The 17,637-nt window shown below is 50.1% G+C and carries 11 protein-coding genes; 1 reads left to right on the top strand and 10 read right to left on the bottom strand.

Features of this window, described 5'->3' with window-relative positions:
- The first annotated feature begins 75 nt into the window (after nt 1–75).
- Nucleotides 76–459, top strand: a complete 384-nt coding sequence (locus tag ACN0YR_RS24520) for a phosphoribosyltransferase (RefSeq protein ID WP_417851847.1) — start codon at nt 76–78, stop codon at nt 457–459.
- A gap of 57 nt (nt 460–516) precedes the next feature.
- Here ACN0YR_RS24520 and ACN0YR_RS24515 read toward each other — a convergent pair whose 3' ends face one another.
- The 10 genes from ACN0YR_RS24515 to ACN0YR_RS24470 all read right to left on the bottom strand — a co-directional run bounded on the left by ACN0YR_RS24515 (nt 517) and on the right by ACN0YR_RS24470 (nt 17,449).
- Complete coding sequence (locus tag ACN0YR_RS24515) at nt 517–1,464, bottom strand: hypothetical protein (protein ID WP_417851846.1); 948 nt, start codon at nt 1,462–1,464, stop codon at nt 517–519.
- Nucleotides 1,461–2,876, bottom strand: a complete 1,416-nt coding sequence (locus tag ACN0YR_RS24510) for a hypothetical protein (RefSeq protein WP_417851845.1) — start codon at nt 2,874–2,876, stop codon at nt 1,461–1,463. Before ACN0YR_RS24510 ends, ACN0YR_RS24515 begins: the two co-directional genes overlap by 4 nt.
- Complete coding sequence (locus ACN0YR_RS24505) at nt 2,869–5,403, bottom strand: DUF2339 domain-containing protein (protein ID WP_417851844.1); 2,535 nt, start codon at nt 5,401–5,403, stop codon at nt 2,869–2,871. The genes ACN0YR_RS24510 and ACN0YR_RS24505 overlap by 8 nt, the downstream gene beginning before the upstream one ends.
- Before the next feature lie 622 nt (nt 5,404–6,025).
- Nucleotides 6,026–7,390: a hemolysin family protein gene (locus tag ACN0YR_RS24500; RefSeq protein ID WP_417851843.1), complete on the bottom strand. Its 1,365-nt coding sequence runs from the start codon at nt 7,388–7,390 to the stop codon at nt 6,026–6,028.
- Nucleotides 7,391–7,497: 107 nt separating this feature from the next.
- Nucleotides 7,498–7,980 (bottom strand): rRNA maturation RNase YbeY, encoded by a 483-nt coding sequence (gene ybeY, locus ACN0YR_RS24495; RefSeq protein ID WP_417851848.1) that lies wholly within the window; start codon nt 7,978–7,980, stop codon nt 7,498–7,500.
- On the bottom strand, nt 7,931–10,339 hold the full coding sequence (locus ACN0YR_RS24490; RefSeq protein ID WP_417851842.1) for an HD family phosphohydrolase: 2,409 nt from the start codon (nt 10,337–10,339) through the stop codon (nt 7,931–7,933). The genes ybeY and ACN0YR_RS24490 overlap by 50 nt, the downstream gene beginning before the upstream one ends.
- Before the next feature lie 46 nt (nt 10,340–10,385).
- Nucleotides 10,386–11,348, bottom strand: a complete 963-nt coding sequence (locus ACN0YR_RS24485) for a PhoH family protein (protein ID WP_417851841.1) — start codon at nt 11,346–11,348, stop codon at nt 10,386–10,388.
- Between the two features lie 623 nt (nt 11,349–11,971).
- Entirely contained in the window at nt 11,972–16,120 is a 4,149-nt protein-coding gene (locus ACN0YR_RS24480; RefSeq protein WP_417851840.1) for an inverse autotransporter beta domain-containing protein, read from the bottom strand.
- Nucleotides 16,121–16,541: 421 nt separating this feature from the next.
- Nucleotides 16,542–16,922: a thiol-disulfide oxidoreductase DCC family protein gene (locus tag ACN0YR_RS24475; protein WP_417851839.1), complete on the bottom strand. Its 381-nt coding sequence runs from the start codon at nt 16,920–16,922 to the stop codon at nt 16,542–16,544.
- 179 nt (nt 16,923–17,101) lie between these two features.
- The gene (locus ACN0YR_RS24470) at nt 17,102–17,449 is read right to left on the bottom strand and encodes an ArsC family (seleno)protein (RefSeq protein WP_417851838.1); all 348 of its coding nucleotides are present in this window, start codon (nt 17,447–17,449) and stop codon (nt 17,102–17,104) included.
- Between the last annotated feature and the right edge of the window lie 188 nt (nt 17,450–17,637).

The raw sequence follows: 17,637 nt of genomic DNA, 5'->3' as shown, positions 1-17,637 counted from the left end.
AGTTCAGTCCCCAAGAATGTTTGAATTACATTCACTCCTGCGGCTACACTGCAAACCAAACCTGAAGATGCTCTAGTGACCGACTTGATGCGGCGAATCGAAGTGCCGCATCAACTCGGTTTAGTTCAAGCTTCCAGCTATCGAGGAAAAACAACCGAAGCGGGTGAGTTGCGAATCAATCTCGATTTTCTGCCAGAGATTCGAGGTCGCGACGTCTTGCTTGTTGACGACATTTTCGACACGGGGCAAACACTCAGCCGCATCTCGGAACAGCTCGAACTGTTTGAGCCGAAACGAATTCGTTCGGCGGTTCTGCTTTGGAAAAAGTCCCGTACACAAGTCGATTTGGTTCCCGACTATTACTGTTTCGACATCCCCGATGAATTCGTCGTCGGTTACGGTCTCGACTACAACGGAGAATATCGAAACCTTCCGTATATCGGAGTGATCGAAAATTAAGTGTCGTGAAAGTGAGCTTCAGGGGCACAGCATTCGTGCAGCTTTTGAAAAGTTGCTTTAGTTGTTGAGTGGTCCGTAAGTGGCAGTCATCGTCATTCCATAAGCTTCTCCGACTTTGTAGTCCGGAATGAACCATTCGAAGTCCCAAGCTGGGTTTCCTTGTCCGCCACCTGAAGGGGACTGGACCATATAGAGATTTTTGCTGTCAGGAAATGTTTGTGTGAAAGCCAGGTCATCGCGGAGTCCGTAATAACTCGCCTCGGTGTAGACAAACTTTGAGCGATTCAGCACAAGAGTGAGCGGGAAGTCCTCATTGACCTTCGGGAACCGGGTTGTTCCTTTTGCGACATGAACGGATTCCACACCATGTTGAGGCGTAACGGCTCGGATCAGTCTTGGTGATCCACCGTCGACCGGTTCGCCCTGAAAGTAGATCGCTTTGTCCTCGGGGGCATTAATGTAGCTCGCCCAGAAAAGCCCAATGTAGCCGTGCTGAAAAGTCTCCGCTCGTGGGATGCACTCGAATGTGTACTCAATTGTGCCGTCCTGCTTCAGGTGGTACCGGCCACAGCTTTCGAGTTGAAAATTCCCGGTTGCAGCCTGATAAAGTTCAACGGTCGAAGCATCAATCACTCGCAGTTCCATTGGGAATTTTCGCGGTTCGAATTTTTCGATGAGGTTCTCTTTGGTTCCGTCGTGAATATGTTCAAAGTTAAGACCGGCGTAGTTAGGGACAAACAGGTTTTCTCCATTCTTGCGATGCTTCAGCGAGGCGACCCCATTGTATCCCGCTTTGTGTCCCGGCAGTTCAGGGATGTCGACAGCTTCATTGTCGACAATGATTGCTGTGATCTCCGCCGCCTTCAACGTGACGTAATGCTCCTTGGGAACACGATATGTGACCGCCTTGTTGGTCAAGCTTGTTACGTTCTTCGCGGCTTGCGGATGCGCAGCCGAAGCGGAAATTGAAAGAGTACAGCTGGCAATAGCAAAAAACAGTTTCACAATGTTGTCTCCCGTTCGTCAGTGTTATTTTCGTTCTCCGTCACCGCTTCGATCTTCTGAGCAGCAGTGTACAGTAAGCGAATGAGGAGACTGAGCATGACGAGTACGATCGTACCGATCAAGAATGGATTGTTCAGGAGTGATCGAAAGTCGACCGGAGCAAGAGGGATCGCTGACACATCACGCTCAACCGGAGATCCGATGGAGACAGTGACTGTCGGGATGTTTTTGGAGAGGGCTGCCTGGATCGCAGCTGTGTCGAGCTTTTCCTGCTGATGAGTTTCATCTCCATACAGCAGCGAATACTTCTGATTTGCATCAGCGATGAAGACCACTTCGTCGACGTTTCCGTACGCATTAATTTTTTGGAACTCCAACGGAGGACTGTCCTGGTTCTTGATGATCAGACGCATGTGCCGATGCCGCGTTGGCTGAAATTTTAGAGAGAGTTGTTCCTCGTGGAGATGCCGAAATTCAAACCGTTTCAATGAGTGATTGGCAAGCTGCTGAAGCTCTTCGGTACCACTATTGAGGGTTTCAATTTGAAAGAGCGTTGCGCTTCGTTGAAAGTTTCGTGATGGTGTCTCGATAGAAAGTTCCGTGAGCGGTTCCCCGTTTGTGACAATGTCAATAATGCTTTCTTGAGTCTCTTTGTCCTCAGAAATTTTCGTTTCGACGAGTTGATAAGGAAGATCATCAATCACGTGATGCGTCGTTTCGGTTTCGTCTCTCCAGAGTTGAATGCCGTCGATGCGAAATGCCCGGTCCTCAATCGTCGTGCGAATTGTTCGGGAAAGTTCCTCATCGCCGCGGAGTGTTTTTGTGAGTTCAAGCAGTTGTGATTGTTGCTGGTTCGTTGGTTGATCAATTGTGACGAGAAAGCGGCGTGCTGCAGAGCGCGCAATCGGAATGCGTATGTTTCTGACATCCATGTAGCGTGAATAATCAAAGATCACCGCGTCATTCACGATGTTCGTTTCTGTTCCCGAATCATCAATCGCAAAGACTTGGACGCTCTGCTCAAAATTCTTCAATGGAGTAAGGATGGTGATTCCGTCCAGTTGTGGGTCGTCTTTGTTGAGTTCGAAACGGATTTCGAGACCAACCTCTTTGACAGGTTTGAGCGAAATGTTTTTTGCAGACCACGTTTTTGTGACCTTGTGAGAACTTTCTTTCTTTTGTTTTCGAATGAGAAACGGGACCAACTCTCCAGTTGAATCCTGGATTGCGACGTCCTCCAGGGAGTCTTGAGTCTTCTGGTAAACATCGGAGTCGAGAGGAACGGCAACCAGTTCCTCTTCTTTGAGGGAACTTGTATCGATCTCGCGAGACCACTGAAGTCTCAGCTGATGTTCATCACCAATTGCTGGAATGGCAATGAGCAGGGCGAGGAAGAGGCACGTTTTATTCATGAGTCATTTCCGTGTTCTCGTCTTCAGTGATAAAGGTCGAACGATATTTCAAGTATAGGAAGGAACCACACAGCACGAGAATTCCGAGCAGGATAAAGGCGACGATACGGTATATCTGATCGAGCGAATCGAGATCGAACAGAAACACTTTGAATGCCACGATGACGAACAGGATCAGTCCGGCGTAGCGAGAGTTGCGGCGATTCTGTTGAATCCCATGCAACAACATTGAGAGGGCAAAGACCGTCCAGAGGATCGAAATTCCACCCGCTCGCAGATCGGGAATGAAGTGATACAGGAAGGTGTTCAGTTCCAATGTGGAAAAGACAAACAGTAATCCAGTCGCGATCCAAGGTAACTGTTGAGAGAGCGAAACGTCATCACTCCTTCCGCGAAAGAGAGATCCGGCAAAGACGAGAAAGCCGATGATCACGCCAAAGTCGAGAAACCGCATCAAGCCCTCTGCGAAAATGTACTGATCTCCCCGATACAAAAAGTTGTTGTTCAAGTGCCATGAATTCAGGTCGAACAAAAAGAGCTTGAGCATTGTTCCTGCGATAAAGCAGAACAGTACTCCTTTGAGAATCGCACTCGGTTTGTTGAGAAGTTCGTACACGAGGAACAAGCACATCCCGACCCATATGACGGTGAGCATCGGCATCTTAATCAGTGGAAGAAGATCACCAAAGACGGTGTTGAATTCAAGTTGCAGGTAGAGAAACAACATTCCGATGCCGGAGAACATCGCCAGTCGCATCGCACTGTTTTCGCGGACCCAGTCGGAGATGTCATTCGCTCGATCCATAATCCGACCCTCCTCGCCGAGATCCTTATCCAAAATCCGGTGCGCCAAGCCAAGCGTAGTGATCGGAAGACCGAACTGAATGAACCGTTCGAGCATACCAAAGGCGTAGTCGTTCCAGTCGAGGGGGGAACTGGTTCGGTCGAGGTAACTGTTAGGCAAGTCGACAAATCCAACGCGGAACAGAACAATTGCATACAGGGCATATGCAGCATGACGCAGGAAGTGGCTATTCAACTTTCCAGCGATCCACAGCACGACGAGGGCTTGAAGTGACCAACTCACCGTGATCCATTCTGATGAAAGCAAGATCGGCATGGTGATCGCAACAAAGAATGCAGACAGCCCAAGAAAGCTGGTCATTAATTCACGGTCAAGAACCTTCTTGATGAGGGCGTAGTAAACGTGAGCTGCATAGAAGACTGCCAGACCCAGAGAAATGCTGGCCACCCACTCACGAGTAAAAGCACCTTCAACCAGCCAATATCCGATTGAGAAATAGAGGCCCGCGTTGGCGAACAGAACCAGGACATCGAGCAGGTTCGATTTCTGTTTCATTCGCAAATTGTAAATGAAAACCATTGTCGAGAAGGTGACAAAGTTGACCGTCAGAAACGGCATGACTTCCCAGAAATTTACCGTCTGGTAATCCTTCAACCCCATGATGAAAAGTGAGTAATGGCATGCTATTGCAAGATAACTGAGGAGCGGCCAGTCCCTCCATCGACAGACCGACAAAACACCCACTGCCAGGATCGTCATGTAACCGTATAAGCCGAGCAGGTTGACGTCGCCAGTCGAGAGAAGAATCGGTGTCCCGTAACCTCCTAACACTCCGATGATGGCGACCAGTAGAGAACGAAAACGAACTGCAACCCAACCGCTGAGCGTTGTGATGACAATCATGGCTGCGAAGGCGACTGGCATTTCCACCAGATGATAAAATCCGTGTGACGCAAATGCAGCCAGATAAAGAGCGACAATACCTGCTCCCATGAGCCCCTGACCGATGAGTCGGAACTGTCCCAGCAACAATCGCGTTCCACCAATCAAAAGACCAAGTCCAGCTACGACAGCCATTCCGACACGACCAACTGGACTGATCAAATCGTGTTCGACGGAGTACTTCAAAAAGAATCCGATACCGAAGACAAGCAGCAAGATCCCAAGACGTAACAGCCACTGGCTGGCAATTGCGAATTCTGTAGAGACCCCTTTGGGCATGTGTTCTTCACCGACAATGATCCAATTCCAGATTTTCCCCATGACCTCTTTGGCAGCGGCTTCAAACCGGCTTGGCTCACGCGGTTGTGGCTGTGGAACAGGTTTGAATGTCGCAACCTTGGGGGGAGTCTCTCTCTGTTCGGTTGGAGTTTCCTTGAGAGGTGTTTCAGCTGAAGTGGCCTCTGCTTTGGAGTGTTCGACAGGCCTGACCGGCTTGGGAGGCTCGCGATCAGGATCGGATTCACGAACTTGCGGTTGCGAGACGTGCGGGAGCTGATGTGCCGATTTTTGAGTATCTTCTTTCTTGAGAGGTGGCAAATCAGGCGGATGGGAGAGTTTCCCATCGAAATGATCTCGAAGATCATGAAGAGCTTTAGCCATTCGGCGTTCGAATGTTTCTTGATGTTCTTTGAGCGATTTGATTCGGGCCAGGATGATCAGTGGAATTACGAAGACGCCGATGAGAAGAATGAACGCCAAAAATGCTAGAAGTTCTTCCACGATTCGATTCCCCAATTGTGCCAATCTTAGCGCATCACCATACTCGACAACTCACACTTACGCTCTCAGGCGAGAAGAATCGCAACAGATCACGCGCAAATTTCGCAGTTTTCGATTGTTTTTATCAGTGAGTTTCGAGCCCAGTTTCTTGAAAAGGAGCAGGCTTTCACGTGAAAAGTACTCTTTGCTGACGAAAAAAAGCCAAAGTGATCCAAGATTCAGGGTAGTAAAAAATATTGGCGAGGCGATCTGTCGTTGAGAACGGTTATTACGACTCACCAAGCCTTCAGAATAGAGCAGTTTGCTCTACCGTGTGCCCGTGAAGAACGCATTTTCCCAGTAAAAATGCTGTTCGCCACGAGGCAGAACCTGCAAACCAATTCGAAAGATGCTGTAGACGAGTGATCGGTCTTGAGTTAGCGCAAATCCCAATCTTGATCTTTACGTACAGCCTCGTGGCGAGCAGCCAATGGAGGTCATGAAAGTGATCTTCATGGGTACGACAAGCATTGAAAATGCTCTATAGCAACTTCAATCTTGGTCTTTACGTACAGCCTCGTGGCGAGCAGCTAATGGAGTCATGAAAGTGATCTTCACGGGCACGAAAAGCATTGAAAATGCTCTAAGAGGCTCGTTCTTCAGCGGAAGGTTCTTCGCGGATGAGGCGAAATGGAGCTTGATCGCCAGCGTTTTGAGAGTCGGCTTGCAGAGGGACTTCTTCGACAGTTGGCCAGGCGACGGGGCTATAGAGTTGGATACGAATGATTTTCCGTTCCGTCGCCTCAAGGACCGTAAATTGAATTCCGTTCCAGTCGAAGCGTTCTCCTGATTTGGGGACACGTTCCAGTTCAGAAAAGACGAGTCCACCAAGAGTGTCGAAGTCTCGGTCTTCCGGAAGTTCGAGATCGAACATGTCGTTCATCTCATCGATGTGCATTCTCGCATCGATCAATAGAGTATGTGGATCGAGCCACTCGATGCGGTCGTCTTCATGTTCATCAAACTCGTCTGCAATTTCCCCCACGATCTCTTCGAGGATATCTTCAAGTGTGACGAGCCCGGTGACTCCGCCATACTCATCAAGCACGATTGCCAAGTGCAAACGCTCCTGCTTCATGCGGTTGAGCAGCGTGTCGATAGAGTTCGTTTCCGGAACGTAAAAAGCTCCACGGACAATTTCTTTTAGTGAGGCTGCATCGTTTCCGTTTCCGATATGTTCCAGCAAGTCTCGGGCATACAAGATTCCGATGATATTGTCGGCAGAGCCTTCAACAACTGGGATACGTGAGTGTCCCGCTTCGAGGAGTTGAACGCGCGCTTCTCCCAGAGAAGCTTCGGCCTGGATCGAAATAATGTCGGTCCGAGGAGTCATGACCGCGCGAACGTCTTCTTGACGCAGCTCCATAACACGGTGAATCATCTTCCCTGCGCGAGACTCGAGGATGCCTTCTCGTTCACCCTCATCAACCACGCTTTGAATTTCTTCAGTAAGGGTTTCAATGTTTTCTGGAGTGGGGTCTTGTCGGCCTGCCATGCGGTGGACGAATGTGTCGACTCTTTGGCTGACCGCCAGCAGGGGATTCGAAAGACGAATGACAACAGCGATAACGGGCCAGGTATGGAAGAGTAAATGCTCCGCGACAACTCTGGATATTGTCCAGGGGAGGACCCACAGGCAGATCCAGATTCCGAATGAAACCAGGGCCACGTCTGACCAGATCATCGAATTGGTGATGACTTCAACACCGTGATAGCGTTCAATTGAACCGAGCAGCAGGGCAATGCAAAGCGTCACAAAGCGGAGTGTTTCGGCAACTTGAACTGCGACTTCGTCGTCCCGAAGAATAATGCCGAAGCGTTCATCGTTCTTTTGAAGTCGACAAACGAATGCCAATCGCGAACGCAGAAAATTGCGCAGACTTTCACTGACAACTGAGAAAAAGATGCTCAGCAAAAAACAACTGACAATGAGAATCGGGTTAACCACGTTTTATCGATTTTTAATAGGGTTCAGAGCGTAGCGCACGATGCATACGCAACCAAGGTTCGGAAGTGATTCAATCGAGGTCGCGCAACCTCGATTGGTGCTTCTCTTTAAGTGTAGTGTGGCGTGAGGTTCCAGAATTTCAAGATCGCTTGCTCTCGTTGCCGCATGATCTCTTGTTCTGAATCAGTTTGATCGTCATATCCGCACAAGTGAAGGAGCCCATGAACGATATACAATCGTAATTCGTCGAGTGGGTCCCACTGGTACGTCGTGGATTCGCGAATTGCTGTTTCCGTACTGATGACGAGTTCTCCGTCGAGGTGTGATTCTGATCCTCTGAGTAACGGCTCAGAATCCTCGTTCGTTGCACCGCAGCTGGACTCGTAGAGGAAACTGATGACGTCCGTCGGATAGTCGTGTTGCAGGTGTTCCCGATTGACGGTGTGAATCGATTTGTCATCAACCAGAGCGACAACGATCTCTGCACTTGCGACGTTTTGTGCTGTCAACGTTTGGGAAACTGCGTCATGGATAAGAGAATCACGGACTGGCAGTAACTGTTGGTTGTTTGACAGATGGATCTCGAACATCATTCTTTTTTTTGGAATCGGGGGCATCGGGGTATTTGATTCGTCCGTGATAAATTCCGATCAGAGATTTAATCACGGAATCCTGAATCTTGCGGATGTCGGACATGTTCAGTTTGCACTCGTCGAACTGGCCATCCAGGAGGCGTCGCATGACGATCCCGTCGACGAGTGATTCGATCCGTTTTGGTGTTGGCTCGGTGAGTGTGCGGCATGCACTTTCGCAAGCATCTGCAATCATCATGACGCCGGTTTCGGGCGTTTGTGGCTTCGGACCGGGATACCGGAAGGAAGCTTCTTCAGCGTCCGTTTTGTGGTCGGGTTGTCCTTCGACTTGCTTTGTCGCTTCCCGGAAAAAATATTCAACCAGAGTCGTTCCGTGGTGTTGTTCGATAAAGTCGATCAACGGCTGAGGAAGTCCATATTGCTTGGCTAAATCAACCCCATCTTTGACATGCCCAATAATGATGAGTGTACTCATCGCCGGGTTCAGTTGATTGTGAAGGCTCTGTGAACTGTCTTGAATGTTCTCGATGAAATACTGCGGCTTCAGCATTTTGCCGATGTCATGGAAGTACGCGCCCACACGCGCGAGAAGGCCATTCGCACCGATTCGCTCGGCAGCTGTCTCGGCAATACTGGAGACAGCGATCGAGTGGTTGTAAGTACCCGGAGCGCGGCGAACGAGATCCTGTAACAGCGGATGGGATGGGTCGCTGAGTTCGAGGAGCGTCATGTCGGTGACGACACCGAATGCGTTTTCGATAAATGGCAAACTGCCAGCGACGAGATACCCCGCGACGAGACAGAGAACGGCCCCTTTAGCGTTCATCACCAGAAACTGTGTATCTTGCAGCACTTCGCTGATCGATTGATTTTCGATGATGGCAATACCACAACCCACGACAAAATAGGTGAGGGCGGAAAGCGAACTTGTTTTGATGAGTGTTGATCGCGACGAAACACGTTTCAGTGGAATGATTGCAGCGGTAACTGTCGACATTAAAACCAGGAACTGATTGAATTGCCCGGTCGTTGACATGGTGAGCAGCAGCGCCAGCGAAAACGCGGTGATGGTCGCCAGAATTTGGTTGTAAGCAACTGAAAGCAGCAAGACCGTTGTCATTAAAGGGACGATCTCGGCGCGGAGCGGATCGAACGAGACGATGCGACCGATGTAAGCTGTCGCAATAATGGCAACCCAGAACGTGATCAGGTAGCGTTCGTCATTAGCGATCCGGGGCTCATTTTTGATGATGTAAAAACCGTTGAGCAAGGTGAGCACAAGGATCATCACCAGAACGACGCCCATCCGTGTCAATCGGGCTCCGTTGCCGATTTCTTTTTCAGCTGCTTTGTACTCATCCTCGAGTAAGGCCAACCTCTTTTCATCGATCACTTCTTGAGGATTGACGAGCAGATCCCCTTTCATGTATCGCTCAAGCCGAGGGTCGACCTGATCGCGAGCGAAGGCCTTTTCAGTCGTGGTTGCAGCTTGGTCGTACCGTAATGTGGGCGAGACTCGCTCAAGAAGCCAGTTGACGATCGCTGGCCGAATTTCCGGTTTCAGGGTATGGAAGATTTCCCATGAGTAGCCCATTTGCCCCGCTTCGTTCAATTGATCCTGCAAACGAACGCGAGGAAGAAGGACAGTGCGCCCGGTTTCGAGGTCGTCATCCTCTTTGACAATCAACAGTCTTTTGTCGGGAGTGATATCACGCTTGCGGACGACTTCGGCAGAGATGATGCCAGTATCCATAATCGGCTGGATGAATTCTCCAAACTCATCGACCATCGACTCGATACGGGTCTCCGCCATTTTCATGTCTGGGCCAACAATGGCAGCCCGGAGAATCGCAAATCGTTCTTTGGGAGAACCGACATCGTACCACGCGGCGGCCTGGATGTTCTTCTCTTCGTCGGTGGCTGGATCGATCAGTCCGAAGTCACTTCGTGTTCGTAAGCTGACCTGATCGACAGATTGAACGGCAGCGAGTTCTCCCAGCGACGCTCGCAGTTCTTCCGGGAGTGATTCCAAAGCTCGCGGGTCATTTCGAAACACAAGTGGGACGGCATCTTCAGCCCGTTGCTTGGCGAGTTCGGTCCCTTCGATATCGATACGTTCAAATTCGATTTTGGCAGCGATGCCATGTTCGGCATAGTCACCCTGTCGATACGAAAACGGGGCTTTCCAGGATTGGAGCGCAACCATCAATAAGACGATCGCAACCATCGAAATCCCGAATCGAAGTTGCAAGCTTTGATTGTGGAGCAGATTCAGCAGGCGCGAACGGAGCGTTTCCGGACGGCTTAGACCGACCGATCTTGAAACGCGACGACGTTTTTGACCAAAACCAAACATGGCGATGTCCTTGTTATGATTGAATCATAACAAGTGGTTCCTTCGTTTATGATTTCGAGATTCGATTGGAATGAGATGGTTCTTCATACGCCTGTACGATTTCTCGGACCAGGCGATGCCGGACAATATCCGAACCAGAAAGTTCCACGACACCGACACCTCGAATCTGACCCAGACGACGGATTGCATCGTCAAGTCCTGACTGAACGTCCCCAGGCAGATCGGATTGTGTGGCGTCTCCTGTCACTACTATCTTTGAACCTTCTCCCATGCGGGTGAGGAACATTTTCATTTGGGTGATCGTCGTATTTTGTGCTTCATCAAGAATGATGAAAGTGTCGTTGAGGGTTCGGCCTCGCATGAATGCTAACGGAGCGATCTCGACGACATCGTTTTCCATATACAGGCGGACCTGCTCAAAGTTGAGCATGTCGTTCATGGCATCGACGAGCGGACGCAAGTACGGATTCACCTTGGCCATCATGTCTCCCGGGAGGAAGCCCAGCTTCTCCCCAGCTTCTACCGCTGGCCGTACAAGGACAATGCGGCGGACCTTTTCGGAACGTAACGCATTCAAAGCCATCGCCACTGCAAGGTAGGTTTTCCCACAACCGGCAGGGCCTTTGCAGAAAATGAGATCTTCTTTGCGAATCGTATCGACGTACTTCTTTTGTCCTTCCGACTTGGGCTGGATGCGTTTGGCTTTTTCAAACAGATCGATGGATTCGGCAGTGACAGGAACTGTCGAATTTCCCCGCTCCAGGATCCGACGAACGACGGCATCGTGAGCGATTCCATCCCGTTTGATGGTTTCCCGGAGCTGTTTGAAGGCACCGCTGGTGCTTTCAACTTGTTCATCCGTCCCCTCGAGAACAATTGTATCCCCGCGTAACACGATTGTTGCACCGAGGGATTCTCGAATTTGGCGGAGATGGCTATCGCCTGGTCCAAAAAGCAGGCGTGCTTCATCGGGATGAAGTAGTGGAATTGTCGCAGTCGCGTGGGACATTCAGTTGGCCAATAAGAATTTCACAGACAGAACAGGGCACAATGCAGCCGGTTACGAAACTTCCTGATATCAAACAGGTCTCTTTGAACTCAGGGATGTCTTGGAGCGGGTGTCATAGGATTCGGTTCACTGAAAACGACCAGGAAATGGAGCATCGAAGAAAATAGGAGCTCCTTTCGATGTGTTTTCAGTTTTGTTCCCCAGTCGCACGTATGGGGGGTCTGTGGTCTCGGGAGCCTCAACAAATTGGAGACATCAAAGTTCGACGCGACAACTGGAATTTTATCCCCTCTTCATGAGGTTGGAAAGGAGCTTTCATGGAATTTGAACAGATTGGAAACCGACTCAAGATCCACGTCTCTGGAGATTGACAGCCTCGATTCGGGTTGCTCTCAGCTTTGTGATCCATAATGCCTGATGTGAGATTTGTACTTATCGAGCATTTTCTATGCGTGACGTTCCCATAATGGAATGATACTACCATAAAAAAAGTGGCACGGTCGAAGTTCGACCGTGCCACTCAGGCTTTTAACACTCTCGTCTGTTGGGTGCAGTATTGTCAGAGTGACTCTTCTGCATTGATCGAATTGGTGTTCGCGCTCTGCTCTTGGCGAACAGCAATTTTACGGAGTGGCGATGTTTCCGTTGAAATCGCCAGCTGCGTTGGATGTGGATGTGTTTGGCGAAACGGTGCCTGTGACTGTTCCACCCGCAGTCGTATTGTAGTCAAACGCGGTGTTGTCGGTGGCGGTGTTGTTTACGAAGTCTCCGGTGAAATCGTTACCGATCTCGAAGTAGATTCCATCGTCACCATTCATGTTGGCGGTGTTGCCCAGCATCGCGTTCATCACGTCGCCCACATTTCCAGTGAAGTCGTTGTCAGCTTCGACAAAAATTCCGACCAGGTTTCCGTTGGCAATATTACCTGTGAGATTACTGTTAATGTCTAACAGGTTGTCGATGCGGACTCCGGCCAACCCGTTTCCATTTCCAGTGTTGCCGGTCACATCGCCAACGAAACTGGTGAACAGTGGCAAGCCGGTCACGCGGACACCGTTCATGTCATTATTGTTCGCACGGTTATTTGTGATGTCTCCGGTGATTGTTCCAGTGGGTGTCACAACTGTGAGACCACTTCTGTTGTGGTGGGTGTCATTGTTGTTCACGGTTGTGAAAATGTCACCGTCCGAAACGATTCGGATTCCGAAGTCCGCGTTGCCGGTTGCCATCATGCCGTCTACCCCAGCGGTGTTGCCATCGACAATGAGCGAGCTCATTGCAGTCCCGATGGAAACTCCCTCGACAACAATTCCGCTTCCGACGATCCCAGTACCGTTTCCGTTGGCGATGTTATTGAGAATCGATCCACGAATATTTTCACCACGAATCAAAATTCCATTCTCTCCATTGCCGTTGCCGGCGATGCCAGCGGTGTTGTTGGAGATGATTGAAGAGACGTCACCAGCGTTGTTGCCATCTGCATCGGCAGTGATGACGATTCCGCTCATCGCATTTCCGTTTGCAGCATTGTCATCAATCAAGCCTGAGATGTTATTCGCAGCGGTGATCACCAAACCGCTAGAGGTCGTGCTGTGTGATGAAACGTTTCCGGTGACGTCGCCCAAGATGTTTTCACCACCGATGAAGATCCCGTCGCCACCATTTCCATCTGCCATCATCATTGCATCGAAGCCGACGATGTTGTTCGAAACGATCGCGTTGAAGTCACCGACTCCGCCGCCATTAGCATCCGCCTGAAGCTTGAGGCCGCTGCCACCGTTGCCGAAGACAAGGTTATTGTCGAAGAGACCATCGATGTCGTTGTCAGCAGCAATTGAGAGACCAGCAAGGTCGTTGCCGGAGAATGTGTTGCCAGTCACCTCACCATCGAAGTCTCTGCCTGCGACGATTTCTGCACCATCTTCATCGTTGTTGACAAATGTGTTTGTCGTGAAGTCGGCAAGTACGTCGCGACCAGCATCAAGCTGGAGGCCGTCGCTGTCTGGGTCATGGTTGTCGTTGTCGAAGGAGTTCATGGTAAAGCTACCGATGAAGTCTCGACCCGCAGTGATGTCGGCACCGTCGTTGTCGTTGTTGTTAAAGCTGTTCATCGCGATCGTGGCGAAGATGTCACGGACGGCATCGAGCTCCAGACCATTGTCGCGATCCTGGTCGTCAAAGTTGTTTCCAGTGATCATCCCCATGAAATCTTGACCAGCGTTGATGTCAGCACCATCTTGCCAGTTGGAGGTCAAACTGTTGTCAATAATGTCGACGACAATGTCATTGTCAGCAGTAATGACGAGTCCAGAGTTCCCGTTGTTGTCAAAGAAGTTGTCGCGAATCTCACCTGTGACATCGCCCATCGCTCCGCCATTGGCCTGAATCAGAACGCCATCGTCGCCGTTGCCATCTGCGGTGTTGTCGGTGATCGTGACATCTGCACTAGTTCCGGCGATGATCTGAAGACCTTCTGCATCATTGTCGTTGAGCTCGTTGTCCCTGACGATGACAATCGCTTCTGCACCAGAATTGATTTCAAAGCCTTCGCTGTCATTGTTGTTAATGAGATTCCCGATTGCGGTCACGTCAGCGATGTTTCCGGCGTTGATATCCAAACCGTCCTGGTCGTTCATCATAAAGATGTTGTCGACAAACTCAGCGACGACATCGTTACCCGCGTCGATGCGCATTCCGTCATCACCGTTTAAGCTGGCGATGTTCCCTTTGATCAATCCGGTGAAGTCGTTCGCGGCATCGATCAGAATCCCTTCCTCATCGTTTCCACCGGACAGGTTGCCGATGATGTCCAGGAAGATGTTACTGGCAGCATCGTTCGACTGAATGAAGATTCCGGGGTCGTTGCCGTTAGTGGTGTTGTTGGTGATCGCTCCGAGAATGTCACCCATGCCGTTGGAAACAACAGAAATCCCATCGCCCAGGTTGGCGTCAGCCGTGTTGTCGTCAATGAACACTTCTGAATCGATGTCTCCATTAAAGATGACTGAAATGCCATCGATTCCATTGAGGTTCGTTGTGTTATCGGTGATCGTCAGGATGTTGCCCGCCAGCACATTGTCGACTTCGATAGCGAATCCATTTTCAATGTTTTCGTTGGCAGTGTTGTCGATGATGCTTCCAGAAATTGTCATGGCGTCGAGATCAAGACCGTTCTCTCCACTCTTGCTGAGCGTATTGCCCATGACGAGACCGCTGAAGTCGCCGGTTCCGTCAATGTCGATCCCGTCTCCCATGTTTCCGGTGATCTCGTTCCGTAAGAAATCGACAGCGATGTCGACTCCGTGAAGATTCACACCGTCATCAACAAACCCGGAAATCTTATTGTCGACGATTCTGCCCGACACAGCGGCGAGGCCACTCGAATCTATTTCGATACCATCTTCTGCGCCTAAAATTCCAACGATCGTGTTGCGATTAATATTGTAGGCAGTCACATCCGAGCCGAAGATCGCGGCGTTGTTGTCACCTGAAGCAACAATTGAGAAGCCAGAGACTTCGTTGTTGTCAGCCAGGGTGATGACGTCGATGCCCGGAGCACCGGAGATCATCGCAGGCATTCCACCAAGGTCAGTTTCAGGAAGTTGGATCAGGCCAAATTCGGTTGTGTCGACATCGTGAAAGATGTGAGCGGAAAGTAAGCGTTGCCCATCATTCAGTGCAATGGTTGTCATCGGGGCAAACGTTGCATCAGGGTCGGCCAGAATGATATCGACGAAATCGCCATCAGCTTCCATGAGTCCAGGAGCGGCGACGATGTCATCCATGTCGGCAAGTTGAACCACAGAAATTAAATCACCTGTATCGGGATTCGATGCAAGCAGGTCAGGAGCAGCGTTTGTGTAATTGAGGACCGGGGCGACCTGACGACGTTGGACACGTGACCACAATCGTGACTCGACAGTGTGGCTGCGAGAATCGACATCGATGTTTCGTCCACCAAAATACATGGAGACGCCACCGAAGACCGTAGTGTCGAAGAGATTATCGCTGGAAACATTGATGTTTCCGGAGATGTTCGAGGTGATCCACGTTTCGACAGTTCCGCTGACTCCCCAAGTGCTGGGACCGCCACCAGCAGACAAGTAATAAGCTCCAGCACCGACTTCTGTGCGAGCTTGGTAGAACTTACGGGCGATGGAGAGATCGAATCCATCGAGTGCTTCGTCGAAATTTTCCGTTTGCGTCGCCAGTCGAATGTTTTGCACTCCCATCGAAGCACCGGCTTCCGGAACATAGTCCGGCCCGCCCGGGATCGCGAACGCAGTCCGTCCATTCGATTCGCGGCCATCCACGCTGAAGAAGGCGTTTGATCGGACAGCCCAGTCGTACATCAGTGCTTCCGCACCAAAGCCGAGCGTTGAGAAGTTGTGATCGACGAATCCGTTACTGTACTCTCGATAGTTGTAGTAGGCGTTTCCACCAAGGACCGCAGCGCCGACATCCTGACGATAGCCAAGGCCGACATTTCCACTCCAGTTTCCAGAGTCGTAGTTGACGTTTCCGCCAGCATCGATGAACAGAAGACTTGAGCTGTCCTCAAAGACGGAAATAAACGCCCCCGTCCGTTGATAGCCTCGCCTCACGCCCGGTTGGTTGCCGACAGAGCTATGAGTTTCAAATCTGACTGGAGATTCCTGCAGGAAATTCCAGTCAATATGTTCTGCCTGTACAGATGATCCAAACATTGCAGCGGATGCAAAAGCTGCAGCGGCAAATGCTTTCAGTGACTTCATACTTGGACGAAACGTCATGTTTCTTTCCCTTGGGAGTCTCGAATCTCTGGCTCAACAGCTTAAGCCCTTTAGTCCTTTGGTTTCGGACGGAGAGAGATTTGAGTTCAAGTGAAAGAACGCCGGTATGATTGTTTCAAGCGGAATTTACGCTACTTCCGGAAAAGTCGCCGCAGCTTAACATTCGATCCAGCAAATTGTGCCAGTTGATTAGAGCAGTTTGCTCTACCGTGTGCCCGTGAAGAACGCGTTTCGTCAATAGAATCGCTGTTCGCCACGAGGCAAAACCTGCAAACCAATTCGAAAGATGCTCTAGAAGAATCTGACCAGCGATTCGGCATGATTCGAAAAACGACTCAAGATTGCGAGATGAGTTCAAGAAACACTCGCTTTGCCGGACACTTCATGCGTCAGGTGAACGTGTCCGATAAAAAGGTGGTTTTCAAACTTCACAACTTTCTTTATTGCAACGGCCCGTGAATCGTAATCTGTTTCGAGCAAAGACGCGGTATCCGAAATTCAGCAGGTGCGAAATTCCGGGAATTCTGCTGAGACCGACAAGCCATGAGAAGCCGACTGCGGAGTAGAGTTGGCGAAAGACTTCGACACCTTTGACGGTCGACCCATCGGGTAAACGTCCGTAAATTTCAGCCATGAGATCTTCAAAGGGAATGCCGATTTCTTCAGCCGAGAAGTCCTCGGCAGCAATGTTTGTGAACTGGATACGCTGCTGCTTGTCCCAGCGTTTCAGGAGATTGATCTCCCGTTTACAGAGTGGGCAATCTCCGTCGTAGAAAACTTCGAATTCGGTGGAGTTGGACATGGTGTTTCCTCCGGAGAACTTCAACCTTTCTAGAGCATCTCTCGAATTAATTTGCAGGTTCTGCCTCGTGAAGATGTGCGAGTTTCTGAATAAATGCTCTCTCCACGAGCACAAGAAGCACGAAACTACTCTGATTTTCTGAAGTGTCCGGCTAAATCTGAAACGCTTGCATTGATGGACTATGAAAGCGTTCCGGTGAAAGCTTCCTCGTTGAAGCCGACGAATAACGTTTTTCCTTTGCGTATGACAGGTGACCGCAAATTCCCGGTCGGGCCAACAAGATGTTTTTTCAAAAGTTCCTGATCAGCCTCTTTTGTTTTGAATTCAACAACCGATTTTCCGCGGGCGGCAATGATTTTGCTCACTTCTTTGGCAAGGTCCATCGCTGCATCGGGGCCAAGTCTTTCTTTGTTTGCACTGACAGTTTCTTTGGCTTCAATGGAGTTCGCTTCGAGGAAAGCATCCATCTTTTTGCAAGTGTTGCAGCCAGATCTGCGGTAGTACCAGTCAACTTTTTTCGTTGCCATTTCTCGTTCTTTCTGATTCTGCAGTATGTTTTAATGAGATAGCCCCCGGTCAATGGCGACCGGGGGCTAGAGCAGTTTGCTCTACCGTGTGTCCGTGAAGAACGCATTTCTCTAGAACCGGTCCTAAAACGCCTTGAGGATAGTGAACATGCAGCCGAGTTGCCAGAACGCTTGGTGCAAGTGTGAGT

It is taken from the genome of Thalassoglobus sp. (genome assembly GCF_048270125.1).
Taxonomy (GTDB): domain Bacteria; phylum Planctomycetota; class Planctomycetia; order Planctomycetales; family Planctomycetaceae; genus Thalassoglobus.
Note: the sequence above shows the minus strand (reverse complement) of the source record. Positions and strands in the feature narration are given on the sequence as shown.